At 65.1% G+C, this 23322-nt stretch carries 25 protein-coding genes and 1 tRNA gene; 11 read left to right on the forward strand and 15 right to left on the reverse strand.

Features of this window, described 5'->3' with window-relative positions:
* Nucleotides 1-3 precede the first annotated feature (3 nt).
* The 8 genes from C8J30_RS18525 to C8J30_RS04000 all read left to right on the forward strand — a co-directional run bounded on the left by C8J30_RS18525 (nucleotide 4) and on the right by C8J30_RS04000 (nucleotide 6357).
* Entirely contained in the window at nucleotides 4-1548 is a 1545-nt protein-coding gene (locus C8J30_RS18525; RefSeq protein WP_181420767.1) for a CmcI family methyltransferase, read from the forward strand.
* Between the two features lie 112 nt (nucleotides 1549-1660).
* Entirely contained in the window at nucleotides 1661-2275 is a 615-nt protein-coding gene (locus C8J30_RS03970) for a ribonuclease D (RefSeq protein ID WP_110804435.1), read from the forward strand.
* Nucleotides 2256-3212: a KpsF/GutQ family sugar-phosphate isomerase gene (locus C8J30_RS03975; protein WP_110804436.1), complete on the forward strand. Its 957-nt coding sequence runs from the start codon at nucleotides 2256-2258 to the stop codon at nucleotides 3210-3212. Before C8J30_RS03970 ends, C8J30_RS03975 begins: the two co-directional genes overlap by 20 nt.
* Nucleotides 3212-3811 (forward strand): hypothetical protein, encoded by a 600-nt coding sequence (locus C8J30_RS03980; protein ID WP_110804437.1) that lies wholly within the window; start codon nucleotides 3212-3214, stop codon nucleotides 3809-3811. Before C8J30_RS03975 ends, C8J30_RS03980 begins: the two co-directional genes overlap by 1 nt.
* Nucleotides 3812-3818: 7 nt before the next feature.
* A complete protein-coding gene (gene lptA / locus C8J30_RS03985) occupies nucleotides 3819-4304 on the forward strand; it encodes a lipopolysaccharide transport periplasmic protein LptA (RefSeq protein ID WP_110804438.1) in 486 nt (161 codons plus the stop codon).
* On the forward strand, nucleotides 4301-5059 hold the full coding sequence (gene lptB / locus C8J30_RS03990; protein ID WP_110804439.1) for an LPS export ABC transporter ATP-binding protein: 759 nt from the start codon (nucleotides 4301-4303) through the stop codon (nucleotides 5057-5059). Before lptA ends, lptB begins: the two co-directional genes overlap by 4 nt.
* A 226-nt stretch (nucleotides 5060-5285) precedes the next feature.
* The gene (gene hpf / locus C8J30_RS03995; protein ID WP_110804440.1) at nucleotides 5286-5858 is read left to right on the forward strand and encodes a ribosome hibernation-promoting factor, HPF/YfiA family; all 573 of its coding nucleotides are present in this window, start codon (nucleotides 5286-5288) and stop codon (nucleotides 5856-5858) included.
* A gap of 31 nt (nucleotides 5859-5889) precedes the next feature.
* Nucleotides 5890-6357, forward strand: a complete 468-nt coding sequence (locus C8J30_RS04000; RefSeq protein WP_110804704.1) for a PTS sugar transporter subunit IIA — start codon at nucleotides 5890-5892, stop codon at nucleotides 6355-6357.
* Here C8J30_RS04000 and C8J30_RS04005 read toward each other — a convergent pair whose 3' ends face one another.
* The 8 genes from C8J30_RS04005 to cysQ all read right to left on the reverse strand — a co-directional run bounded on the left by C8J30_RS04005 (nucleotide 6358) and on the right by cysQ (nucleotide 15306).
* Nucleotides 6358-7761 carry a nodulation protein NodH gene (locus C8J30_RS04005; RefSeq protein ID WP_110804441.1) on the reverse strand — a complete coding sequence of 468 codons (1404 nt, stop codon included), beginning with the start codon at nucleotides 7759-7761 and terminating at the stop codon, nucleotides 6358-6360.
* A 1-nt stretch (nucleotide 7762) separates the two neighbouring features.
* Nucleotides 7763-9451, reverse strand: a complete 1689-nt coding sequence (locus C8J30_RS04010) for a DUF5927 domain-containing protein (RefSeq protein WP_110804442.1) — start codon at nucleotides 9449-9451, stop codon at nucleotides 7763-7765.
* 10 nt (nucleotides 9452-9461) lie between these two features.
* A complete protein-coding gene (locus C8J30_RS04015) occupies nucleotides 9462-10472 on the reverse strand; it encodes a glycosyltransferase family 2 protein (protein ID WP_110804705.1) in 1011 nt (336 codons plus the stop codon).
* 150 nt (nucleotides 10473-10622) lie between these two features.
* Nucleotides 10623-11645: a glycosyltransferase family 2 protein gene (locus C8J30_RS04020; RefSeq protein ID WP_110804443.1), complete on the reverse strand. Its 1023-nt coding sequence runs from the start codon at nucleotides 11643-11645 to the stop codon at nucleotides 10623-10625.
* Nucleotides 11646-11662: 17 nt separating this feature from the next.
* The gene (galE, locus tag C8J30_RS04025; protein ID WP_110804444.1) at nucleotides 11663-12649 is read right to left on the reverse strand and encodes a UDP-glucose 4-epimerase GalE; all 987 of its coding nucleotides are present in this window, start codon (nucleotides 12647-12649) and stop codon (nucleotides 11663-11665) included.
* A gap of 1 nt (nucleotide 12650) precedes the next feature.
* Nucleotides 12651-13544 carry a UTP--glucose-1-phosphate uridylyltransferase GalU gene (galU, locus tag C8J30_RS04030; protein ID WP_013065872.1) on the reverse strand — a complete coding sequence of 298 codons (894 nt, stop codon included), beginning with the start codon at nucleotides 13542-13544 and terminating at the stop codon, nucleotides 12651-12653.
* A gap of 167 nt (nucleotides 13545-13711) precedes the next feature.
* Nucleotides 13712-14512, reverse strand: a complete 801-nt coding sequence (locus tag C8J30_RS04035) for a 3-deoxy-manno-octulosonate cytidylyltransferase (RefSeq protein WP_110804706.1) — start codon at nucleotides 14510-14512, stop codon at nucleotides 13712-13714.
* Nucleotides 14512-15306, reverse strand: coding sequence for a 3'(2'),5'-bisphosphate nucleotidase CysQ (gene cysQ / locus C8J30_RS04040; protein WP_110804445.1), 795 nt, complete (start codon nucleotides 15304-15306; stop codon nucleotides 14512-14514). Before cysQ ends, C8J30_RS04035 begins: the two co-directional genes overlap by 1 nt.
* Nucleotides 15307-15432: 126 nt before the next feature.
* Here cysQ and C8J30_RS04045 point away from each other — a divergent pair, with 126 nt between their 5' ends.
* Nucleotides 15433-16254: an ABC transporter permease gene (locus C8J30_RS04045; protein WP_110804446.1), complete on the forward strand. Its 822-nt coding sequence runs from the start codon at nucleotides 15433-15435 to the stop codon at nucleotides 16252-16254.
* A 13-nt stretch (nucleotides 16255-16267) separates the two neighbouring features.
* Here C8J30_RS04045 and C8J30_RS04050 read toward each other — a convergent pair whose 3' ends face one another.
* Nucleotides 16268-17299 carry a LacI family DNA-binding transcriptional regulator gene (locus C8J30_RS04050; RefSeq protein WP_110804447.1) on the reverse strand — a complete coding sequence of 344 codons (1032 nt, stop codon included), beginning with the start codon at nucleotides 17297-17299 and terminating at the stop codon, nucleotides 16268-16270.
* Nucleotides 17300-17554: 255 nt separating this feature from the next.
* Here C8J30_RS04050 and C8J30_RS04055 point away from each other — a divergent pair.
* Nucleotides 17555-17631: transfer RNA gene (locus C8J30_RS04055), tRNA-Arg, on the forward strand.
* Between the two features lie 147 nt (nucleotides 17632-17778).
* Here the strand turns inward: C8J30_RS04055 and C8J30_RS04060 are convergent.
* From C8J30_RS04060 to C8J30_RS04080, 5 genes are all read right to left on the reverse strand, one after another.
* Entirely contained in the window at nucleotides 17779-17979 is a 201-nt protein-coding gene (locus C8J30_RS04060; RefSeq protein ID WP_146227859.1) for a hypothetical protein, read from the reverse strand.
* Nucleotides 17980-18123: 144 nt separating this feature from the next.
* A complete protein-coding gene (locus C8J30_RS04065; RefSeq protein WP_110804449.1) occupies nucleotides 18124-18927 on the reverse strand; it encodes a TonB family protein in 804 nt (267 codons plus the stop codon).
* On the reverse strand, nucleotides 18924-19343 hold the full coding sequence (gene exbD / locus C8J30_RS04070; RefSeq protein ID WP_110804450.1) for a TonB system transport protein ExbD: 420 nt from the start codon (nucleotides 19341-19343) through the stop codon (nucleotides 18924-18926). The genes C8J30_RS04065 and exbD overlap by 4 nt, the downstream gene beginning before the upstream one ends.
* Nucleotides 19343-20128 (reverse strand): tonB-system energizer ExbB, encoded by a 786-nt coding sequence (gene exbB / locus C8J30_RS04075; protein ID WP_110804451.1) that lies wholly within the window; start codon nucleotides 20126-20128, stop codon nucleotides 19343-19345. Before exbB ends, exbD begins: the two co-directional genes overlap by 1 nt.
* A gap of 110 nt (nucleotides 20129-20238) precedes the next feature.
* Nucleotides 20239-22443 (reverse strand): heavy metal translocating P-type ATPase, encoded by a 2205-nt coding sequence (locus C8J30_RS04080; protein ID WP_110804707.1) that lies wholly within the window; start codon nucleotides 22441-22443, stop codon nucleotides 20239-20241.
* A 92-nt stretch (nucleotides 22444-22535) separates the two neighbouring features.
* Here C8J30_RS04080 and C8J30_RS04085 point away from each other — a divergent pair, with 92 nt between their 5' ends.
* Nucleotides 22536-22976 (forward strand): MerR family transcriptional regulator, encoded by a 441-nt coding sequence (locus C8J30_RS04085; RefSeq protein ID WP_110804452.1) that lies wholly within the window; start codon nucleotides 22536-22538, stop codon nucleotides 22974-22976.
* Nucleotides 22977-22984: 8 nt separating this feature from the next.
* Here C8J30_RS04085 and C8J30_RS04090 read toward each other — a convergent pair whose 3' ends face one another.
* The gene (locus C8J30_RS04090) at nucleotides 22985-23305 is read right to left on the reverse strand and encodes a hypothetical protein (RefSeq protein ID WP_110804453.1); all 321 of its coding nucleotides are present in this window, start codon (nucleotides 23303-23305) and stop codon (nucleotides 22985-22987) included.
* Nucleotides 23306-23322: the final 17 nt, after the last annotated feature.

Genomic DNA, 23322 nt, shown 5'->3' on the forward strand with positions numbered 1-23322 from the left:
GCGATGGATCTGAGCCTTGTCGTCTGCGCCTATGACATGGCGCGGGAACTGCCGCGAACGATCGAGACGCTGAGCCCGCAGTATCAGCGTGATCTGGGTGCTCTGCGCTACGAGATCGTCGTGCTCGACAACGGTTCGCCACACCCCGTCGATGCGGCGGCCCTGCAGGCCATCGCCCCCAACCTGCGGGTGCTGCGGATCGAGAGCGCCGCGCCCTCGCCAGCGGCGGCACTGAATGCGGCGGTGGCGCAAACCACGGGGCGGGTTGTCGGGCTGTTCATCGATGGCGCCCGCATGGCCTCACCCGGGCTTCTGGCGATGGCGATGCAGGCGCATCGGGCCGATCCGATGCGGGTGATCGGCTCGCTCGGCTTTCATCTTGGGCCGGATCTGCAGAAACGCGCGATGCTGAACGGTTACAACCAGAGCGTCGAGGATGCGCTGCTGGCCGAGATCCCCTGGCGACAGGATGGCTACAGCCTGTTCACGCGGTCGGTTCTGGCCGGATCGTCGCGCGGTGGCTGGTTCGGAGCCATCGGCGAGTCGAACGGGCTGTTTCTGGATCGGACGCTGTGGCAGCAGTTGGGCGGGCTTGACGAACGGTTCCTCAGCCCGGGCGGCGGGCTGGTCAATCTCGAATTCTGGCGCCGCGCCATTGCCGCGTCGGACGGGCAGCCCTGGATCATTCTGGGCGAAGGGACCTTCCATCAGATCCACGGCGGCGCCGCCACGAACGGGACCGAAGACGACCGCCAGGCGATGGCCGCCGAATATCAGCAGATCTTCGGCGCCCCGATCGCACCTGCCGCCTATACGCCGCGGTTCATCGGCACGCTGTCGCCGGATCTGGCCGAGCGCTTTGCCCCCGAGCCGGCGGGACCACCGCGGCAGGCTCAAGCGGTCTTCGGACGTCCGTTCAAGGTCGCGCTGCCGACTGCGGCGATGAGCGCAATCCAGAAAGGCACGCTGCGCACGCGCTATCGCGACCGGCGCCTGGCGAAGAACCCGTTCGATCTGGTGCTGTACCTGCAGGTGCTGGAGCGGCTGCGGCCGCGCACGATCCTCGAGATCGGCACTTCGGAAGGTGGCAGCGCGGTCTGGCTGCGCGATCAATGCCGGACGCTCGGGATCGACTGCCGCATTCTGACGATGGACATCACCCCGCCCGAAGAGCCGATCGACGGGGTCGAGATCTTCCGCGTCGACGCCTCCGATCCGGCCGGGACCTTTCCGCATGCAGCGATCGCCGACGCGCCGCATCCGTGGCTGGTGATCGAGGACAGCGCCCATACCTTCGAGGCGACGGCGGCGGTGCTGGCCTACTTCGCTCCGCTTCTGGCGCCGGGGGACCATCTGGTCGTCGAAGATGGCGTCGTTGCCGATCTGCCGGAGCCCCCCTATCGCAAATACGAGGATGGACCGAACCGGGCGGTGCGGAATTTCCTGCTGGAGCGACAGGCAGACTACCGAATCGCGCGGAATCTGTGCGATTTCTTCGGCCATAACGTGACCTGGTGTCCGAACGGCTGGCTGGTGCGCAAGGGCTGACGGCCCCGCGCCTGCGGTTTTCGGCTGTGTCACCGGGGCGTGACCCGTTGGGCCGTGGCAAAGCGCGGCCAAAGCCATTATACCTGCGCCAAACGTCGCGAAAGGACCGTCCGTGACCATTCACCTGCACAAGAACGATCTGCCCGAGGGGCTGGATCTTGGCCCCGTCGTCGCCATCGATACCGAAACCATGGGGCTTGATCCGCGCCGCGATCGGCTGTGTCTGGTGCAGATGTCCTCGGGCGATGGCCATGCGCATCTGGTGCAGATCAGCCGCGGTCAGACCGAAGCGCCGCGGCTTTGCGCGATGCTGGCCGATCCGAAGGTGGAAAAGCTGTTTCACTTTGCCCGTTTCGACATTGCCGCGCTTTACAATGCCTTCGGCGTCGTGACGGCGCCGGTCTTCTGCACGAAGATCGCCTCGAAGATGGTGCGCACCTTCACCGACCGGCACGGGCTGAAATACCTTCTTCAGGATCTGGTGGGCGTCGATGTGTCGAAGCAGCAGCAGACCTCGGACTGGGGCGCGGCCGAGCTGACGGCGGCGCAGCTCGATTATGCCGCCTCGGACGTGCTCTACCTGCACCAGCTGAAAGCGGCGCTGGTCGAGCGGCTGGCCCGCGAAGGTCGGACCGAGCTGGCACAGGCCTGTTTCGACTTCCTGCCCGCCCGGGCGCGCCTGGATCTGATGGGCTGGGAGGAACCGAATGACATCTTCCACCACTGATTTCGCCAATACCGCGCGGCGCGTCATCGAGATCGAGATCGCGGGGCTGCAGGCGCTGGCCGAAAGCCTCGATGGTGCCTTTGGCGCGGCGGTGCAGATGATCCTGTCCGCGCGCGGGCGGGTGATCGTTTCGGGCATGGGCAAGTCGGGCCATATCGCCCGCAAGATCGCGGCGACCTTGGCCTCGACCGGCACGCCCGCGCAATTCGTGCATCCGGCCGAGGCGAGCCACGGCGATCTGGGCATGGTCACCCGCGAGGATGTGGCGCTGGTGCTGTCAAATTCGGGCGAGACCCCGGAACTGGCCGACCTGATCGCCCATACGCGGCGGTTTTCGATCCCGCTGATCGGCGTCGCCGCGCGGCCCGACTCGACGCTTCTGCGGCAGGCCGATGTGGCGCTGGTGCTGCCGCAGGCCACCGAAGCTTGCGGCACCGGCGTCGTGCCCACCACCTCGACGACGATGACGCTCGCGCTCGGCGATGCTTTGGCCGTCGCGTTGATGGAGCATCGCGCCTTCACGCCCGAGCATTTCCGCACCTTCCATCCGGGCGGCAAGCTTGGGGCGAAGCTGTCGAAGGTCGCGGATCTGATGCATACCGACATGCCGATCGTCCCTGCGACGACGGCCATGCCCGAGGCGCTCTTGATCATCAGTCAGAAGGGCTTTGGTGTCGTCGGCGTCACTGATGCCGAGGGGCGGCTGATCGGCATCGTCACCGATGGCGATTTGCGCCGTCATATGGACGGGCTGCTGTCGCGCTCGGTCGCCGAGGTGATGACCCGCACGCCGCGTACCATCGCCCCGACGGCGCTGGCCGAGGCGGCGGTCGCGGTGATGAACGAGTGCAAGATCACCTGCCTTTTCGCCGTCGACGAGGGCGTTCCGGTCGGCATCCTGCACATCCACGACTGCCTGCGCGCCGGGGTGGTGTGATGACCTCTGAGAGCCGCCATACCGCGCTCGTGCATTGGGCGAAAATCGCCCTGCCGCTCAGCGCGCTGGTGCTGCTTTCGACGCTATTCCTGTTTTCGGGCAAGGTCGATCCGACGACGGCGGCGATCTATTCCAAGGTCGATGTCACGACCCTTGCCCGCGAACAGCGCCTGACCGCGCCCGAATTTTCGGGCGTCACCGAAGACGGCGCGGCCTTGACCGTGCAAGCCGCGACCGCCGCCCCCGATCCGTCGGGCAATGGCGCTTCGGCCAGCAAGATCATCGCCAAGCTTGAAGAAGGCACCGGCGTCGTCACCGACATGCGCGCGAAGACCGGCCGGATCGATCCCGCCTCCGGGCAGATCAGCCTCTCGGACGGGGTGGCGGTTCAGACCTCCTCGGGCTACCGGATCTCGACCGAGCGGGTGGACATGGCCACCGACCGCACCTCGCTCAGCGCCCCGGGCACGGTCGAGGCCAAGGCCCCCTTCGGCACGCTGCACGCGGGGCAAATGCAGATTGATGCCACCGACCCGAAGACCGGCTCCGATCTGGTTTTCAAAGGCGGCGTGAAGCTGATATATCAGCCGCAGAAATGAGGTTTCGATGCGTTCCCTTCCTGCTCTTGCCGTTTTGATCCTTGCCCTCGGCCTTGCGACGGCATCGGCACAGGAGGTCGCCTTTCCCGGCCTGCGCACCGATACCGAGGCCCAGGTCGAGGTGACCGCCGACAGCCTCTCGGTCAATCAGGCCAAGGGCACCGCGGTCTTCACCGGCAATGTGCTGATCGTGCAGGGGCCGATGCGGCTGAAGGCCGAAAAGGTCGAGGTCGAATATGGCGCCGACCGCAGCAAAATCGCCAAGTTGCATGCCTCGGGCGGGGTCACGCTCGCCTCGAAGACCGATGCCGCCGAAGCCAGGGAAGCCGTTTATGCCGTCGCGACGGGCGCCGTCGAAATGACCGGCGACGTGCTGCTGACGCAGGGCGAAAACGTGCTCTCGGGGCAGCACATGACCATCGATCTGAAGACCGGCACCGGCCGGATGGACGGGCGCGTGCGCTCTGTCCTGCAGCCGGGGGGAACACCATGACCGAAGCGAAGCCGATCGTGACCGAGAGCCTGACCGGACTGGATGTCACCAGCCTGCGCAAGAGCTATCGCAAGCGTCTGGTGCTGCGCGATGTCTCGCTGCGGCTGGAACGTGGCGAGGTGGTGGCGCTTCTCGGTCCGAATGGCTCGGGCAAGACGACCTGCTTTTACACCATCGCCGGGCTGGTGGCGCCCGATGCCGGGCGGGTCAGCATCGACGGGATCGATGCCACGGGCATGCCGATGTATCGCCGCGCGCGGCTGGGCATCGGCTATCTGCCGCAGGAGGCCTCGATCTTTCGTGGCCTGACGGTCGAGCAGAACATCATGGCGGTGCTGGAAATCGCCGTCGCGGATCCGCATCACCGCCGCGAGCGGCTGGAAGAACTGCTCGGCGATTTTGCCATCACCCATCTGCGGCAGGCGCCGGCGCTGGCGCTGTCGGGCGGCGAGCGGCGGCGCGTCGAGATCGCCCGCTGTCTGGCGGCTGACCCAAAATATCTTCTTCTGGATGAACCCTTTGCAGGGGTCGACCCGATCGCCGTGGCCGAAATCCGCGCTCTGGTGTCACATCTGAAGGAACGCGGTATCGGCGTTCTGATCACCGATCACAACGTCCGGGAAACGCTGGAAATCGTTGATCGGGCTTATATCCTTCACGATGGACGGGTGCTGATGTCGGGCCGCACCGACGAGGTGGTGCAGGACGAAAACGTGCGCCGCGTCTATCTGGGCGAGAATTTCCGCATTCAGTAAGAAACGTTTCACAAAGGATGCGTTCGGGCAGTTGACAGCCCCCCGGTTCCGTTCCCAAATACAGGGTATGTGCACCAACGCACCCTCGCCCCGTTTCCCGTTCGGTCCGATTCCCGGCCCCAATCGGGTTTGGGGCTCGACCTCCCCGGTTTCAAAGAAGAGTTCAACCACCTCGCACCCCGGACAGAGCATTCCGGTTGCGGGACAATGACGTGAAGGAGAAGCCATGCGTTACCAGATCAGCGGAAAACAGCTCGACGTTGGCGAAGCCCTGCAAACCCATGTGAAGACCGAATTGGGGGAAACGGTCGACAAATACATGCAACGACCCACCGATGCGACCGTCGTTTTTTCGCGGACCTCGCATGAGTATGTCTGCGAAATCACCGTGCACCTCTCCACCGGTCTGACCGCCTCGGCCGCGGGCCGGGCTGGCGAAGTCTATGCCGCGTTCGAAGCTTGCCGCGAAAAGATGGACAAGCAGCTGCGCCGTCACAAGCGCCGCCTGAAAGACCATCACCGCGAACGCGTGACGCCGGTTGAATTCGATGCCGCGGGCCTGTATGTGCTCGCCGCGGAAGAAGAAGAGCAGGCCGAGGGCGACAGCCTTGCGCCCGTGATCGTCGCCGAGATGGAGACCAAGGTCCCCACGATTTCGGTCGGCGAAGCGGTGATGCAGATGGAACTGTCGACGAAGCCGCTTCTGGTGTTCCGCAACGAGAAACATGGCGGGGTCAACGTGGTCTACCGGCGGGACGATGGCAACGTCGGCTGGATCGATCCTCGCAATATCAAGTGAGCGTTCGACGATGGGCGCGGAAAAAGGACAGATGGATCTTTCCACCCTGCTCAAACCGGCAGCGGTCAAGGTGTTGACCAACGTCACGAGCAAGAAGCGCCTGTTTCAGGACCTTTCCGAAATCGCGCATTCAGCCTACGGGCTGGATGCGATCCAGACCGTGGACGCGCTGCAGGAACGCGAGATGCTGGGGCCGACCGGGGTCGGTCACGGGGTTGCGCTGCCCCATGCGCGTCTGCACGGGCTGAAGTCGGTGGTGGGCGTGTTCCTGCGCCTTGAAAGGCCGCTCGATTTCGACGCGGTGGACCGGCTTCCGGTCGATCTGATCTTCGCGCTGTTTGCGCCGAAGGACTCGGGCGTCGAGCATCTGAAGGCCTTGGCGCTGGTGTCGCGGACGCTGCGCAATGCCGAGACCTGCGCGAAGCTGCGCGCCAATTCCGATCCGGCGGCGCTGCATGCGGTGCTGACGGCCGCGAATGGCGGCGTTCAGGCGGCCTGATCAGCCTTTCTTCCGTTTCCACGGACCAAAGCCGAACTGCATGTAGTCGCGGGAATAGGTGTCCGCGGCGGCCTGTTCCAAGTCCGGCATCCAGACCTCGGCCAGCTTGACCGGCGCGGTATCGCCCTGCGGTGCCGTGAAGACCGGAGCCTCGATCCCGACAGCTTGCGCGAGCGCGGCCAAGTCGTCGGGCAGGCGATCTTCGCGCGCGATCAGATCGGGCAGCGCGAATTGCGCGATGCCCTGCAGGCTCGCCGATTGGCTGGCCCAGAGCGGATGCACGGCAAGGCTCGTCTGCGCGTTCAGGTTCGCTTTCAGCCAGCCGAGGAAGGCCAGCAATCCCGCCGCCCAGTCCTGCACCGCCATCGGCTTGCCCTCGGGCGGCAGCGGCAGCTTGTAGGTGCGACGCAGCACCTCGCGTATCTCAAGCATCCCGTCCTGCGACAGGAGCGCGGCAAAGACCAGATGCGCGCGCAACAGCGGATGGCGGACGACGGCGAAACTGCGGTGACCGACATGCTTGCGCTTCCACTGCCGCAGCGTCTTTTGCGAGAAATCTCCTTCGAGCGGCCCAAGCTTCGCCAGCCAGTCGCGGATCGGCGCATCCAGCCCCGGCCGGATCGGCAGATACAAAAGCCCCGCCCCGCAGCCGACGAAAGCGGGCACGCCCGGGCCCCGGCGCGGCTCGAAATTCGGCGTGCGGGACAGGTTGAAGCGGTCGATCTTCGCCAGCGACGCCTCCATCGCCGGGAAATCCGCGACCTTTTCCGCAAGCGCCTCGGGGTTCTGCACCACAAGGCTCGAGGGAAGCGCACTCAACCGCCCCTCGATCCCGAGCCAGACGGCGAGACCATTCAGCACCTCGAGATCCTGCGCGTCTTCGTAATCGATGTAGAAGGCCGTCTGCCCCGTGACCTGCAAGGCCCGCATCAGACCGATCTGAAAGCCCTGCAACCCCTCCAGATGCGCCTCGAATTCGGCGGCGTCGAACGCGGCCTGCGGCGTGTCCTTGCGGTGCTTGGCATCGCCGAGCTTCCACTGCCCGGTCGCCCGCGCCAACTTCAGGCTGACATAGCTTTCGACCGGATTGCGGGTCAGCACGATCTTGGCGCAGCGCCTGTCTTCGAGCATCGCGGACAGCACGCGCGGATCATGGTCATGAAAGAAGCGACAGCCGTTCAGCCCCTCGGCCGTCTTGATCCGGGTCCAGAGCACGCTCGGATCGGCATCGCGGGCCTCGCGGGTGATGCCCAGAATCTCGGTCCGTTTCGGATAGCCGATCAGCGCGGGGTTGAAGGCCTCGCCGTGGCAGGTGACGCCGGGCAGGTCGTTCAGCGCGGCTTCGAGCAGGTTCGATCCCGTGCGCATTTCCGCAAAGACGACAAAGCAATCAAACTGGCTCATCTCATTTCACCAGATAGGGGCGGCGACGCGGCTGCGAGACGGCTTCGCCCGCCACCGGAAAATCGCCCATCAACCGCGGCTGCATGCCCTGATTCTTCAGATTCTGCAGGAATTGACCAAAGCCCGTCAGCTCGATCATCTGCGGGGCTTCGGTCAGCCGCCGCGTCGCCCGCGGGCTGATTTCGTCGATGATCGTCTGCAACGGCTCCATCGGGTTTTCGATGAATTCCGCCATCGTCCAGATCCGCACCCGCGCCTTCACATACATCGAGCGCAGGATGTTCAACTGTTCGATCTCGATCTGCTGCAGCCGCGCCGCCTCGCGCCGGATCTCGGCGAAATCCATCTGCGCATGAAAGAGCGGCACCGCCCAGGCGCCCGAGATGATCGAGATCTGCGCATTCGGATCGGTGGCGGTGAACCAGTTGATGTCTTGCGTGTCACGCGGGCTGAACATGAAACACTGCCGCTCGCCGCGGCCGTTCCAGATCAGGTTGGTCAGGAACCCGCGCGGATTGTAGTCGCGCAGCAGGGCCGAGTCGGTCAGACAGCCGTTGAACATCCGCTCGCCGCCAGCAAAGGCGGCCCGTTCGGGCCCGAACAGATGGCCATGCACCCGGGCGCCGACATACTTTGCGAGCCAACCTTCGAAATTTTCGAAAAGATCGGAAAATCCCTGAAAGATCGAATATTGCGCCGAGGTCTTGCCGTTCTCGTGGTCCTGCCGCGGGAAGCGGCTTTGCATGTAAAGCCCGGGCCGCCCGCGGGTGCGCCGCTCGACCGCCTTGGAAAACAGCCGATCGATCTTCGAGGGGTTCGGCTCGGCCAGACTTTCCGAGGGCCGGTCCGACAGGAAGGTGGCGTAAAGCTTTTCCGCCTTCGGCCAGATCTTGCGCGCCACGAAGCAATCCGAGCGGCGCAGAAGCTGCAGGTGATCGTCGTAGAAGATATGCGGCTTGCCCTGATAGTCGAACTTCGACAGCGTCAGCGAGCGGCTTTCGATATTGGTCGAATAAAGCCGCGACAGCGACTGGAAGTAGCTTTCATCGGGGATCCAGACGCGCTTGAAATAGCGGTCATGCTGCGGCCGGTCCGGGTCCTGCAGGATCGCCGCCAGGGTCGAGCGCGACAGGCACCACCATTGGCTGCCCAGATGCGGGACGATGCCGCCCGGGATCTTGCGCTTGAAGCCGATGCGGCGCTGGAAATCGACATAGGAATCGAACAGGCGGCGCTGCTTCTTCCAGGAAAACGGGAAGCGCAGGGTGAAGCGTTCCATGTCGATGCCGCCCACCGTCCAGCCCACCTCGGCGGTGGTGACGCTTTCGATGAAATCGGTCGTCGGACGAGCGGCGAGGTAATCGCTCAGCTCTTGCAGCGGCCGCAGCGGCAGGCACGAGCCGGAGGCCAGAAACACATGGCCGACCTCGGGGTGGCGGGCGAGCATCTGCTCCGCCCCGGTCTGCGCCGCCTGCACCAGCGACCAGGTACCCCAGTCGCATTTGAAGCGCTTGCAGAACGAGACAGTGTCCAGATCGGCCAGCGATTGGCCCAGATGGCCGAAATCCTCGGCCGAGACGCGGGCATCGACATGGATGACCACCGGGGCCCCATGCGTTGCCCAATAGCGCGCAACCTGCGCCGCCCGGTCCAGCGCCGTGTGACACATCATGATGAAGCCGACCGTCACCGCCGCGCCCTCATGCCCAGTTGCCCTTCGACATCAGCCCCAGAATTTCCAGCTGGCGCCAGTTGATATACTTTTCCGACCACTTGGTCCACAGATCGGGCTCGGAGCTGAGCCGGTCCCTGTAAGCCTCGTATTCGCGCGAGCCTGCGTAATGCTCGCGCCGCACCATTTCCTCGGCCACCTTGGCGGTGATCGGTGACAGGAATTTGGCGTGCAGAAGGCACCCCGAGGCCTTTTCACCCCCCCATTCGTCATAGACCATGTTGAGCCCGCGCGGCAGGATCATGTGGGTCGACGAGGCGAAGACATAGCCCCGCTGCCATTTCACCAGCGGCGTCTTGTTCAGCGACGGGGCCGAGAGCGGATCATCGGCAAAGAACACCCGCGCCCGGGGGCCGCCCTGAATCCACAGGTTCTGCAGCTTGCGATTGCGCGAGATCATGTAATTGCCAGCATCGAACCAGCTGGCGATCTCGAACGGGTTCTGCCCCTCGCGGTAGGGAACGGCATCGATCGGCCCCTTGGGATACATGTCGAGCAGCATCGCCGGGAAAGAACGCAGATGATAGGTATCGAGCCAATCAGTCAGCGCATCGATCGGGCGGGTATCGCAGAACGGATAGACGAAGAATTCGTCCGGATCGACGGTCAGCGTCCAATGCCCGGTACCGTATTTGCGCAGCAGGTGATTGAGCCAATCGATGCCGAAAGCGGCGGCCTTGTACGACGCCTTCGTCGTCCAGACCGAGCAATCGGGCTGCGCCATCAGATATTCGCGCGAGCCATCGTCGCTGTCGTTGTCGACGAAGATGAAATGACCCACCCGCATGTCGCGGTAGTAGCGCAGGAAATAGGGCAGACGAATGCGTTCGTTGCGCAGGGTGCAAAAGACGATGACATCGCGGGCGCCGATCTTCGCGGTGCGGTCCGCCACGGGCTTCAGCTGACGCCGCTTGCGGAACGCGCGCCACTGGCGCTGACGCCGCTCCCGCCGAAGCTTGATCGCCTGTCTCAGTCCCAAACCGCCCTCGTCCCCTGTGGTGCCCTGCGGCCCCTTCTTATCGCATTCCGCTTGCGACAGGGTTAAGCCCATCCCGGCCACGCGGAGAACAGCATAGGCGGAACCGTGCAGCAGGTAAACCTTTGGTTCTTCTGCAGATACGGTCCGCGATCAGAGCCAGCCGCCGCGCGACATCAGGCCCAGCGCCTCGAGATGTCGCCAGCCGCCAAGCGGCGTCGACTGTGGCGTCCAGAAATCGGGCGAACCCATCAGGCTGTCGTAATAGGCATCGAACACCTCGGGACGGCCGAAATGTTCGCGCCGGTCCTTTTCCTCGGCGGCCTTGCGCACCACTTCGGGCAGGAATTTCGTGTGCAGAAGCACCCCCGAAATCGCCTCGCCCCCGGCGCGGTCATAGACCTCGTTCAGCCGCGAAGGCAGGATCGCATGGGTGGAATTGAGGTAAACCCAACGCCGATTCCAGCGCACGAGCGGAATTTTCGACAGCGTCGGCGCAAGGCGAGGGCGGTCGGCAAAGAACATCCGCGCCCGCGGACCGCCTTGAATCCAAAGCGCTTTCGTCTTTTCCTGCCGGGTGATCGTGTAATTGCCCCGATCGAACCAGCGCAACAGCCGCAAGGGATCGCTGCCCGGCGTGAAGTCTTGCGCCTGCACCGGACCCTTCGGGTAAAGTTCCAGCATCATCGCCGGAAAGACGCGCTGCCCGCTCTCGTCCAGCCAGCCGGTCAGCGCCGACAGCGGGCGGGTGTCGTGATGCGGATAGATCAGCAACTCGTCGGCATCGACGGTCAGGCACCAATGGTCATGGCCGTGGCGGATCATCAGCCAGGTCAGCCAATCCAGCCCGAAGCGGTGCAGCCGATAGCTGGACCCGGTCTGCCACAGCGACACATCAGGCTGCACCGCCAGCAGATCGGCACTGCCATCGTCGCTCATATTGTCCACGATCAGGAAATGATCGACGCCCAGACGCCGGTAGTGATCGAGGAAATGCGGCAGCCGCTGTGCTTCGTTCCGGACCGAGGCAAAGAGCAGGATATCGCCCTTGCGGATCGCCCGGGTCCGGTCCTGCACCGCGGTCAGACGGCGGCGACGGCGCAGCGCACGCAGCAGCAGATAGCGGCGTCTCAGCCGCCACCGATAGGCCTGCCACAGCTTCGACCAAAGCGCCATCTTACCCCCGTTGGGGGTTATCTTTCATAATGTCCGCTTTGATGCCAGCGCCATGCGTCGGCGATCATCGTCGCGAGATCGCTGCGTTTGGGCGCCCAGCCCAGATCGCGGATCGCCTTGGTCGAGCCCGAGACCAGCACGGCGGCATCGCCCGGGCGGCGGCTGCCCTCCACGATCGGCACCTCGCGGTTCGTCACCGCCCGCGATTGCGCGATCACTTCGCGCACCGAAAAGCCGGTGCCCGAGCCGAGGCAGAACACGTCGGACCCCTTGCCCGCTTCGAGCCACTGCAGCCCCAGAACATGGGCATCGACCAGATCGGAGACATGGACGTAGTCGCGGATGCAGGTGCCGTCCTTGGTCGGGTAATCCGAGCCGAAGACCGTCAGCGCCGGGCGCTTGCCGTCGATCGCGTCAAGCATCAGCGGCACCAGATGGGTTTCGGGGCGGTGGAACTCGCCCACTTCGCCGTCCGGATCGGCGCCCGCGACGTTGAAATAGCGGAAGATCACCGAGCGCAGGCCGTGCGACGCCTCGAAATCGCGCAGGATCATCTCGATCGCCTGCTTCGACCCCCCGTAGGCGTTGATCGGCGCCTGCGTCGTGGCTTCGTTCAGGATCACCCCGTCCTGATCGCCATAAGTGGCGCAGGTGGAGGAGAAGACGAAATCGAGGCAGCCCGCGGCGCAGGCGGCCTCGATCAGGGTCAGGGAGGACAGGACGTTGTGGCGCCAGTACAGCCCCGGGTTCTTCATCGACTCGCCGACAAGGCTGAGGGCGGCGAAATGCATCACCGCCACCGGCTGCCAGCGCGCGAAGACTTCGTCGAGCCGCGCGCGGTCGGAGAGATCGCCCTCTTCGAGCGGGCCGAATTTCACCGCATCGCGCCAGCCGGTGACGAGGCTGTCATAGGTGACGGGCACGTAGCCGGCCTTGGCCAGCGCCTTGCAGGCGTGGGAGCCGATGTAACCGGCCCCCCCGGTGACCAGAACGTGCCGCGCCATCTTATTGCGCGGCCGTGCGCATCGCCATGACGTCGCCGAGGAAATCGCCGAACTCGTCACGCAGATCTTCGCGGGCCAGACCGAAGGCCACCGTCGCCTGCAGGAACCCGGCTTTCGAGCCGCAGTCATAGCGCTGGCCGCGGAAGCGGAAGCCGTAGACCGGTTGCCCGGCTTCGATCTCTTCGGCAATGGCGTCGGTCAGCTGGATTTCGCCCCCCGCGCCCTCTTTCTTCTTGTTCAGGTTCTGCATCACCCGCGGCGTCAGGATGTACCGGCCGATCACGGCGAGGTTCGAGGGCGCGACATCGGGCGCAGGCTTCTCGATCATGCCCTTGACCTTTACAAGCGAGCCCATGTCCTCGGCGATGTCGAGCACGCCATAGGACGAGGTTTTCTCATGCGGCACTTCCATCGCCGCAACGACGTTGCCGCCGGTCTCGTTATAGGCTTCCATCATCTGCTGCAGACAGGGCTTTTCGGCCGCGATCACGTCGTCGGTCAGGATGACGGCAAAGGGCTCGTTACCGACCAGACGGCGGGCGCACCAGACGGCGTGACCCAGCCCCATCGGGCGGTTCTGCCGGACATAGGCGATGGCGCCCGAATCCATGTTCGTGGCCTTCAGCGCCTCGAGCAGATCTGTCTTGCCCTTCTTGCGCAGCGAGGTTTCCAGCTCGGGCGCATCGTCGAAATAGTCTTCCAGCGCCGACTTGCCGCGCGAGGTGACGAAGATGAATTCCTTGATGCCCGCCGCACGGGCCTCATCGATCGCATATTGAATGAGGGGGCGGTCAACCAGCGTCAGGATCTCTTTCGGGATCGACTTGGTGGCCGGAAGAAAGCGTGTGCCGAGGCCAGCGACGGGGAAAATCGCCTTGGTGACCTTGCGTTTCATATAGCACCTTTGTGTGTGTGGGCTGCTCGTGTTCTAGTTGGGAGCATAATCCACCGTTTTGAAGACCTGCTCAAGCTTCGCCTGTGCAGAAGTTAACCCCGTGCCGAGAAAAGCAGGCGGTTTTTTGCCGCTGCAGAAACAACTCTCACTTTGACGCGATGAATGTGTCAGTCGAGTCCCATCGCGGCCATCATCGACTCGATTTTCGGCACGTCCGCGGGGTTGTTCAGCTCCCAGAACTGCCGTCCGCGCGATTCGACCTCGACGCACAGCACAGACCGGCCATTTTCCAGAAACCGCAGCTGTTCAAGCCCTTCGAGCGTTTCGAGCGGCCCTACCGGCCAGCCGGGATAGGCCATGAGTGTCTCGGGCCGGTAGGCATAGACGCCGACGTGATGGAAAACCGGGGTCGGCTCCTCGGCACCATAGATCTTGCCGGTGTAGGGGATCACTTCCTTGGAGAAGTAAATCCCGCGATGGCCCGCGCCAAAAACGGCGGTGGTGCCACCGACGCGGTCGTTGCGGCGGTCCTCGATCAGGCTCGCCAGCATCGCGCCCTCGCAGCGCAGAACCGGCGTCGCCAGTTCCGCCGCGGGGTTGGCAATCAGGCCCGCGACCAGATCCTCGACGAACCAGGCCGGGGTCAGCGGCGCATCGCCCTGCAGGTTCACCACGATATCATAGCCACCGCCAAGGTTTGCGTAAGCCTCGGCGCAGCGTTCGGTGCCATTGGCGCAGGCCGAGGAGGTCATCACCACCTCGGCGCCGAAGCCCTCGGCCTCGGCGCGGATGCGATCATCGTCGGTCGCCACCACCACCCGGGCCACGCCCTGCACCGCCATCGCGGCTTCCCAGCTTCGCCGGATCAGCGTCTTTGCGGTGCCACTGGCGCCTTTCAGCGCGACGAGCGGTTTGCCCGGATAGCGGGTCGAGGCGTAGCGGGCGGGGATGACGACCAGAACCGACATCATTTCACCAGCATCACGCCGGGGGCGTAGGCGATGAAGAACGGGTTGGCGAAACCGTCCTTGCCGTAGGTGAAGGGGCTGTGATCCTCGAACCGCACCATCTCGCCCCCCGCGCCGCGCAGCACGGCATCGCCGGCCGCGGTATCCCATTCCATCGTGCGGCCCAGACGCGGGTAAAGATCGGCCTCGCCCGTCGCCACCAGACAGAATTTCAGCGACGAGCCCGCCGAGGTCATGTCTGCCACCGCATAACGGGCGATGTAATCATCGGTCGCCTGATCGCGGTGCGATTTCGACGCCACCACCATCAGCGCGCGGTTGTCCGGCACGGAAACCGTGATCGGCTTCTGCTCGCCCGGATGTTCCTTGTCGAAAGCGCCCAGCTCCTCGACCGAGCGGCCATCGGCGAGGGTGTAGAACAGCCGCCCCTTGGCGGGCGCATAGACGACGCCACGCAGCGGCACGCCGTTTTCGACATAGGCGATGTTCACGGTGAAATCGCCGCGGCGCTGCACGAATTCCTTGGTGCCGTCGAGCGGATCGACGATCAGGAAGGTCTTCACGCTTTGGCCGTGGCTGGCCGATTGTTCCTCGGTCACGAGGGCGAGCTGCGGAAAGGCCTCGGCCAGCCCTTCGGAGATCAGCGCATCGGCGGCTTCGTCGGCCTCGGTCACCGGCGAGGAATCGGATTTGGTCTTCACGTCGAAATCGGGAGATTCGTAGATCTGCATGATCCGATCGCCCGCCTCCAGCGCCAGTCGGCGCATCACGCTCACAAGACGGTCAAAGTCCATCGTTCTCTCCCTGTCGGCCCCAATTCGGCCAGATTGCCATGTGATTTCCGCATCTTTATGATGCGATGGCAAGGGAACGGCAAGTTTTCCAGCCTATAAACCAACATCAGGCAGCCCGGCGGACCCATGTTCAGAAGCGAACGCAACACCAGTGCCCTTGCATCGACCTTCAGCCTGCTGGAGCTGATCTACCACGCCACCGTGCGATCGATCCGCAAGTCGCAAGGCAATGCCGTGCTTGGCCTGCTGCAAAACATGTTCCAGACGATCATGCTCGTGGCGACCTTTTACCTGATGTATTCCATCCTCGGCATGCGCGGCAGCGCGGTGCGCGGGGATTTCATGCTTTACATCATGTCGGGGATCTTCCTCTACATGACCTATACCAAGGCGATGTCGGCCGTGTTCGCCTCCGAAGGGTCATCTTCGGCGATGATGAAACACGGGCCGATGACCACCGCGATCTCGATCTCGGCGGCGGCGCTGGGCGCGCTTTACACGCAGATGCTGTCGATGCTCGTCGTGCTTTACCTTTATCACGCCGCAATCAAGCCGATCGAAATCTACGACTGGTCCGGCGCGATGGGCATGGTGATGCTGGGCTGGTTTTCCGGCGTTTCGCTCGGCATGGTGTTTCTGGCGATCAAACCTTGGAACCCCTCGCTGGTGAACATGATCCAGCAGATCTACGGACGGGTGAACATGATCGCCTCGGGGAAGATGTTTCTTGCCAACACGCTGCCGCACAAGATGCTGGTGATGTTCAGCTGGAACCCGCTGTTTCACATCATCGATCAGGCGCGCGGCTACACCTTCATCAATTACAACCCGCATTTCTCGAACTGGGAATATGCGCTCAACATCGCGCTGGCGCTGCTCGCGATCGGGATGATGGGCGAGTTCTACACCCGCCAATATGCTTCGGCGAGCTGGTCCGCGAAGCACTGAGATCCGCTCGCCCTTACGGCTTGCGGATCGTGTCGCCGAACTGGATCACCGGTTGCAGTTCGACCACCTCGCCCGCGGCCGAGGTCTTGCCCGATTGCGCCGCGACGATTTCGGCCGCCTTGCGCCCGATCTCGCGCCGACAGGCATCCATCGTCGCCAGCCGCCGCGGCAGACCGTCGAGCAGCTCGACGCCGTTGAACCCGGCCAGACCCAGCTGACCCGGCACGTCGAGACCCTTTTCAAGGCAGTAGAGCAGACCACCCGCGCCGATCATGTCGTTCGAGTAATACAGGAAATCGATGTCCGGGCTGCGCGCCAGCATCGCCTCGGTCATTTCGCGCCCCTTCAGAAGCGCCGAGCCGCCGGAGTAGAATTCGGTATCGCGCAGCGCGATGCCGGCCTGCGACAGACCTTCCGAAAACCCTTCGAGCCGTTTGCGGGCACGATGATCCTCGGGCATCTTCGTGCCGAGGAAGCCGATCTTGCGATAGCCCGCAGCCACGATCGCCTGCGCCATCTGCAGCCCGGCGCGGCGGTGCGAGATGCCCACGACCGAATCGACCCCCTCGCCATCGACATCCATGATCTCGACCACCGGCACGCCGGCATTGTCGAGCATCGCCCGCGCCGTCGCCGTATGTTCCAGCCCCGCGATGATTACCCCCGACGGCCGCCACGAGAGCATCTCGTAAAGGACGGTCTCTTCCTTCTCGGGCGAGTAGTCGGTGACCCCCACGACAGGCTGCAGCCCGGTATCCTCGAGCTCGGTCGAAATCCCGGACAGAACCTCCGGGAAAACGAGGTTCGAGAGCGACGGGATGATCACCCCCACCAGGTTGACCCGCTGCGAGGCCAGCGCGCCCGCGATCTTGTTGGGCACATAGCCGAGCGTCCGCGCCGCCTCGAGCACCTTTTCGCGTGTCGCTTCCGACACATCGCCCCGGTTGCGCAGCACGCGGCTGACCGTCATTTCAGAGACCCCCGATGCCTCGGAGACGTCGCGCAGGGTCAGGGGACGGCGGGTGTCATTGGGCGAACGGGCCAAGGCGGGTCCTTTCCATGGGAACGCTATCAGATAGCGTCAAACATTTCGCTTGTGCAAGTCGAAGCGCATCCGTATGTTATCGCTAACGGTGCAATCGGCTGCAAATCCGGGCGCATTCGTTCAAACCTCGGCAGCGGCGATCCTTCCTCAGCCGCCGGGGAAGTGAAGGGGGGAGCGGTGGGCCAATACGCTCCCCCTTTCCCATTGCGCAAGGTGGCTTGCGTTTTCGCGCCGATGCCCGCAAAAAGCCGGTACGACCCCGTGGCTCAACTGGATAGAGCAGCCCCCTCCTAAGGGGCAGGTTGGTGGTTCGAATCCACTCGGGGTCGCCAATTTTCCGATTTTGTCAGTCCCACCATGTCTTTTCCGGAAGTCACAGCATCCGCTTTCCTGCGACGGCGACAACTCCTCTCAGGGCTGGCCAATGCTCTGTTATATATAATAAATATCAGGCCAATCCGGCAGGGCTTTCCCGCTTCTCAGGTTTTGCGCCGAAACACCCTTTCCGCCTCTTCGCGCAGATAGATCGGGCCAAAAGTCTGACCGAACGGAGCAAAGGGGCGCACGGCTGCCTTGTCGAGAGGTGCGAGAACCGTGTTGCGATGCAGCTCCAGATTTTCGGAAAGCGTCGACAGAGTCGCGAAGCGTTGATGGAACGCCTCTCGATCCGCCTCGTCCATGTAGAGGCGCGTCGCGCCGTTCTTCGAATGCCGCATCGTCTTTGACGGAGAATGACCGGCGGCCAAGAACGCCAGAAACCCGATCCACCAGATGCCGGGACTGAACACCTAAGAACAGATTTACTTGCCCGGGCCGAGGCCGGATCAGCGGCTGAACTTGACGGCGACGGAAAAGGCGTAGCTCGGTTTCGTCAATTCGGTGGGCGCGGCGGGGAATTTCCCCGCTTTTTGCACTGCTGCCAAGGCCGCCGCATCCAGCGCCGCATTGCCCGAGGAGCGGTTGACCGAGGCCGATTGCAGCGTGCCATCCCGCGCGATGCTGAGCGCCAGCCCGACCCCCCCCGACGCCCGACCCGCCGCGGACGGATAGCTTTTGCGCCGCTCGATCCGGGTGCGGATCGTCGCCCCCCATTTCAAAAGCTGGCTTTTCACCGCGCCCGCCGAGACCGTCGCTTGGGCATCCTGCCCGCCGGTGCCCGCCTGCACGGCGCCACCCGATCCCGCCGCACGCGAAGCCGCCCGGCTGTCGCTTTGATGCCTGGCGGGCTTCGCCTGTTTCGGCTTTTCTGCCTTTTCGCGCGGCACAGGCTTTGGTTTCGGCGGCGCGGGTTTCGGCTTTTCGAGTGTCACCTTCGGCGGCGCGGGCGGCAAAAGCACCGGATCGGGCAACTTCACCTGCGGCACCTCGATCAGCGGGGCGGTCAGCGGCAAAGCCATCTCGGGCGCAGGCAGCCGGATCGCGGGGGCGAGATCGAAAAAGGCCGCGGCGATCGCCTCGATGCTGTCGAGGTCTTCTCCGCCCGCGCCTGCGGCGACAAGGGCCGAGGGCGCCGCCTCGGTCTGCGAGAGCACCGTGACCGCGACCGCATGCACGGCGACCGAGACGGCAAGCCCCAGCAACAATGCCCGGCCGGGGCCTTCGGGGCGCTCGGACAGGGCAAGGCTCACGGCTTTTCCTCCTCCAGACCGACAAGGCCGATCTTCAGATATCCGCCCGCGCGGAGCTGATTGAGCAGAGCCATCATCTCGCCATAGGGCACGGATTTGTCAGCCGAGACAAAGATCCGCGTGTCGAGTTTGCCGCCCGTGACCGAAGCCAGCCGCGCGGGCAGATCGGTTTGCGTGACCGGTTCGCGGCCCAAAATCAGGCCCTTGTCCGGGGTCAGGCTCAGCACCACTGGCTCGGCCGGGCGCGGCTGCGACGTGCCGCTGGCGACCGGCAGATCAAGCGGCACGTCGACGGTCGAAAGCGGCGCCGCCACCATGAAGATGATCAGCAGCACCAGCATCACGTCGATGAAGGGGGTGATGTTGATCGCCGCGTCGGGCGCGAGGTCGTCGCTGTCGGACAGCCGGACCGCCATTATTCCGCCACCAGATGCAGGGCCGTGACGGTGGGCGCAAGCCGCGCCCGGTCAAGGTCGCGCGACAGCGTGCGCTCGACCAATGCCGCCGCATCGGCAAGGCAGGCGCGATAGCCGCCGACGGCCCGGGTCAGGTGATTGTAAAGCAGCACCGCGGGAATGGCGGCGACAAGGCCAAGCGCGGTGGCCATCAGCGCCTCGGCGATGCCGGGGGCGACAACGGCAAGGCTGGAAGACCCGCTTTCGGCGATGCCGACAAAGGCGTTCATGATCCCCCAGACGGTGCCGAAGAGGCCCACGAAAGGCGCGGTCGAGCCGATCGAACCGACGGCCGTCACCCCCGATTGCAGCGCCCGGGCCGCCCCGGCCTCGATCCGGGAAAGCTCGTTCGCCACGCGTTCCTTGACGCCTGCCGCGGGCAGCCCCTCCGAGGCGCGGATCTCGGCCAGGGCCGCCGCCTGCATCCGGGCCAGCATTCCCTTGGACAGGGCGGCGCCCAGACTGCCGCGCGCGGCCAGCGCTCGGTAGTCGCGACCAAGGCGGCGCTGCGCCAGCGTCAGTTGCACCAGCTTGCTCCCCCAGATCGCCCAAGCCAGCACCGAGGCCGCAAGCAGCCCCAGCATCACCGCCTGCACCAGCCCATCGGCATGGGCGAACATGGCAAGCGGGGTCAGCGCCTCGGAACTGGCCGCCGCGCGCAGGGGCTCGGCCAAGCCGGACAGGCCGAGATGGTCGAGCAGCAAGATCAGCGCGTCATCGGCGGGCACGGGGGTGACGGGGGGCATGGCGGACCTCGATCGCGGAAGGGGAAGGCGGGCCTCAACCCCGAGTGTTTATGTCGGATATCCCTACATGTAGCTTAGTGTTTTTGTCAATTTAATCTCGCGACGAAAGATCACCTCTCGGTCAGCGGATCGAAGCGCAGAAGCCTCAGCGCATTGGCGGTGACGAGGACGGTGGCGCCGGTGTCGGCGAGGACCGCGAGCCAGAGCCCGGTCAGCCCGAGAACCGAGGTGACAAGGAAGACCCCCTTCAGCCCGAGTGCGATCGCCACATTCTGCCGGATGTTGCGCATCGTCTGCCGCGAGAGCCGGATCAGCGCGGGCACATCGGTCAGACGATCGTGCAGCAGAACTGCATCGGCGGTTTCGATCGCCACATCGGTTCCCGCGCCGATGGCGACGCCGACATCCGCCGCCCCCAGCGCAGGCGCATCGTTGATGCCGTCGCCCACCATCATCACCCCGCCCTTGGCGCCAAGATTGCGGATGCGGGCCAGCTTGTCCTCGGGCAGCAGCCCGGCCTCCACCGCAAGGCCCAGCGGCCCGGCCACCGCCTGCGCCGGAGCCAGCGCGTCACCCGTCAGCATCAGGTTGCCAAGACCAAGCCGGTCAAGCTCTGCCAGCGCCGTTTTCGCCTCCGGGCGCGGCGTGTCAGAGAGCGCGATGAGGCCCAGCGGCTGACCATCACGGGTCAGTTCGACCACCGTCTTGCCCGTCGCCTGCAAGGCGGCCACGGTGGCGCTTGCGCCTGTCGGTGCCGCGAGGCGTAGCACGGCCCCGTCCTGCATCGCCTCGGCGCCGATCCCGGGAATGACGCGGGCCGCGGTGACGGCGGCGGGGGCAATCCCCCTGCCCTTCGCCTCGCTCAGAATGGCGCGGGCGAGCGGGTGCGAGGATCCCGCCTCGACCCCGGCGGCAAGCTGCAGAAGAACGGTCGCCTCGATGCCCTCGGCGGGCAGCAGGTCGGTCACGGCGGGACGGCCCAGCGTGACAGTGCCGGTCTTGTCGAAAGCGATCATGCGCAGCCCTGCCATCGCCTCGATCACCGCGCCGCCCTTGATCAGAAGGCCGCGCCGCGCCCCCGAGGACAGCGAAGCCGCCATCGCCGCGGGCACGGAAATCACCAGCGCGCAGGGGCAGCCGATCAGCAGCAGCGCAAGCGCGCGATAGGTCCAGTCGGCCCAGGACCCGCCCGAAAGCAGCGGCGGCAGCACCGCGACCAGCGCCGCAAGGCCGACGATCAGCGGCATATACCAGCGGCTGAAACGCTCGATGAAGCGCTCGACCGGGGCGCGGGCGGCTTCGGCCTCGGCCACCATCCGGGCGATCCGGGCCAGCGTGCTGTCGGCGGCGGAATGGGTCACGCGCAGGGTGAGCAGCGCCTCGGCATTGATCGCCCCGGCGGGCACCTTCGCCCCCGGCCCGCGCGTCACCGGCAGGCTTTCCCCGGTCACCGCGCTTTCATCAAGGCGCGATACCCCATCGACGATCTCGGCATCGACAGCCAGCCGGTCGCCCGGCCGCAGCCGGATGATCTGCCCCGGCCGCAGGCTGGAGGCCGCGACCTCATGCGTATGGCCGCCATGATCCAGCAGGGCCGTCGCGGGCATCTGCCGGGTCAGGGCGCGGATGCCGTCGCGGGCGCGGTTGGCGGCGACGCCTTCCAGCACCTCGCCGACGGCAAACAGAAAGACCACCATCGCCGCTTCGGCCGCGGCGCCGATCACCAGCGCCCCGACGGCCGCGACGGTCATCAGCATCTCGATGGTGAAGGGCTGACCACTGCGCAACAGCGCACAGGCCTTGCGGGCGATCGGGATCAGCCCGACCAGACAGGCCAGCGAAAAGGCCGGACGTTCAAGACCCGGCAGCAGGGTCGACACGGCCCAGCCGAGCGCAAGCGCCGCGCCGGAGGCGAGCACCAGTCGCCCCTTCGGCAGCTGATACCAGCGCGGCGTTGCGGTCGGTTCGACGGCGGTTTCCTGCAGTTCAGCTTCGGGCTCCGAGGTCGCGGCCCCACCGCAGCCGCAACTGCCGCAACCACAGCTCGACTCGCCCGGCATCACGAAACGCGGCGGCGCCTTTTTCGCCGTGCGACTGATGGTGAAGCCAAGGCGCCTGACCGCCTGCTCGATGTCCGCGGCACCGGCGCCCTCGGGGCTGAGCCGCGCCGTGAGCCGTTCCGAGATCAGCGCGATCTCCACCGCCTCGACGCCCGGCAGGCGTTCCACCGCCGTGCGGACCTTGCCCGCGCAGGCGGCACAATCCATGCCGCCGACCTGCCACTCGACCGATTCGCTCCGGGAATGCGCTGTCATCTCACCCTCTTGCCGCTTCATCGCCCGGTCACTTGCCGGGGCCCAGCTTCCTGCCTAATCTCTCCAGTCACTAGAGGGGCAAGGGGGTTTTCATGCTGACGATCGGAAAGCTGTCCGAGGCGACCGGGGTCAAGGTGCCAACGATCCGGTATTACGAAGAGATCGGCCTGATGCCCGAGCCTGAGCGCAGCGCCGCCAATCAACGGCTTTACGGCGCGGCGGCCAAGCGGCGGCTGGCCTTCATCCGCCATGCCCGCGACCTTGGCTTTCCGCTTGAGGCGATCCGCGATCTGCTGTCGCTGTCGGATCATCCCGAGCAGTCCTGCGCCGGGGTGGATGCGCTGGCGCGGGCGCAGCTGACCGCCGTGCAGTCGCGAATCGCGCGGCTGCGGGCGCTCGAGGACGAGTTGACGCGGATGATCGGCGCCTGCGCGCAGGGTACGGTCTCCACCTGTCGGGTGATCGAGGTGCTGGGCGATCACGGTCTATGCGCGCATGATCATCACGGCGGTTCGCTGACCGAAGCCGGGTGACCCCGGCCTCACTGCACCACCACCGCGCCGGTCATGATCTCGGCCGCGGCGATGACGCAATCGCCTTCGCCCGTGTCCAGCAACGCGGCGATCGGTACATCGGGGGCGACATCGCCCCAAAGCCATGTCGCATCGGCGGTGGCCCGCCAGACCGCCGGGCAGACCTGCCCGTTGCAGATCAGGCTGGCCGAGCCGACGAGTTCGAACTCTGCGCCGACCGGCGCAAGCGCGATGGCGGCGCCGAGACGGGCAAGGAAATCGATGCCGGGGGAGCAGGCCGCGCTGCCATGGTGGCAGGCGGTGCAGCGCAGGATTCGCTGCGGGCGCATTCGGGACGGAGAGCCGC

Source organism: Rhodobacter viridis (assembly GCF_003217355.1).
Taxonomy (GTDB): domain Bacteria; phylum Pseudomonadota; class Alphaproteobacteria; order Rhodobacterales; family Rhodobacteraceae; genus Rhodobacter; species Rhodobacter viridis.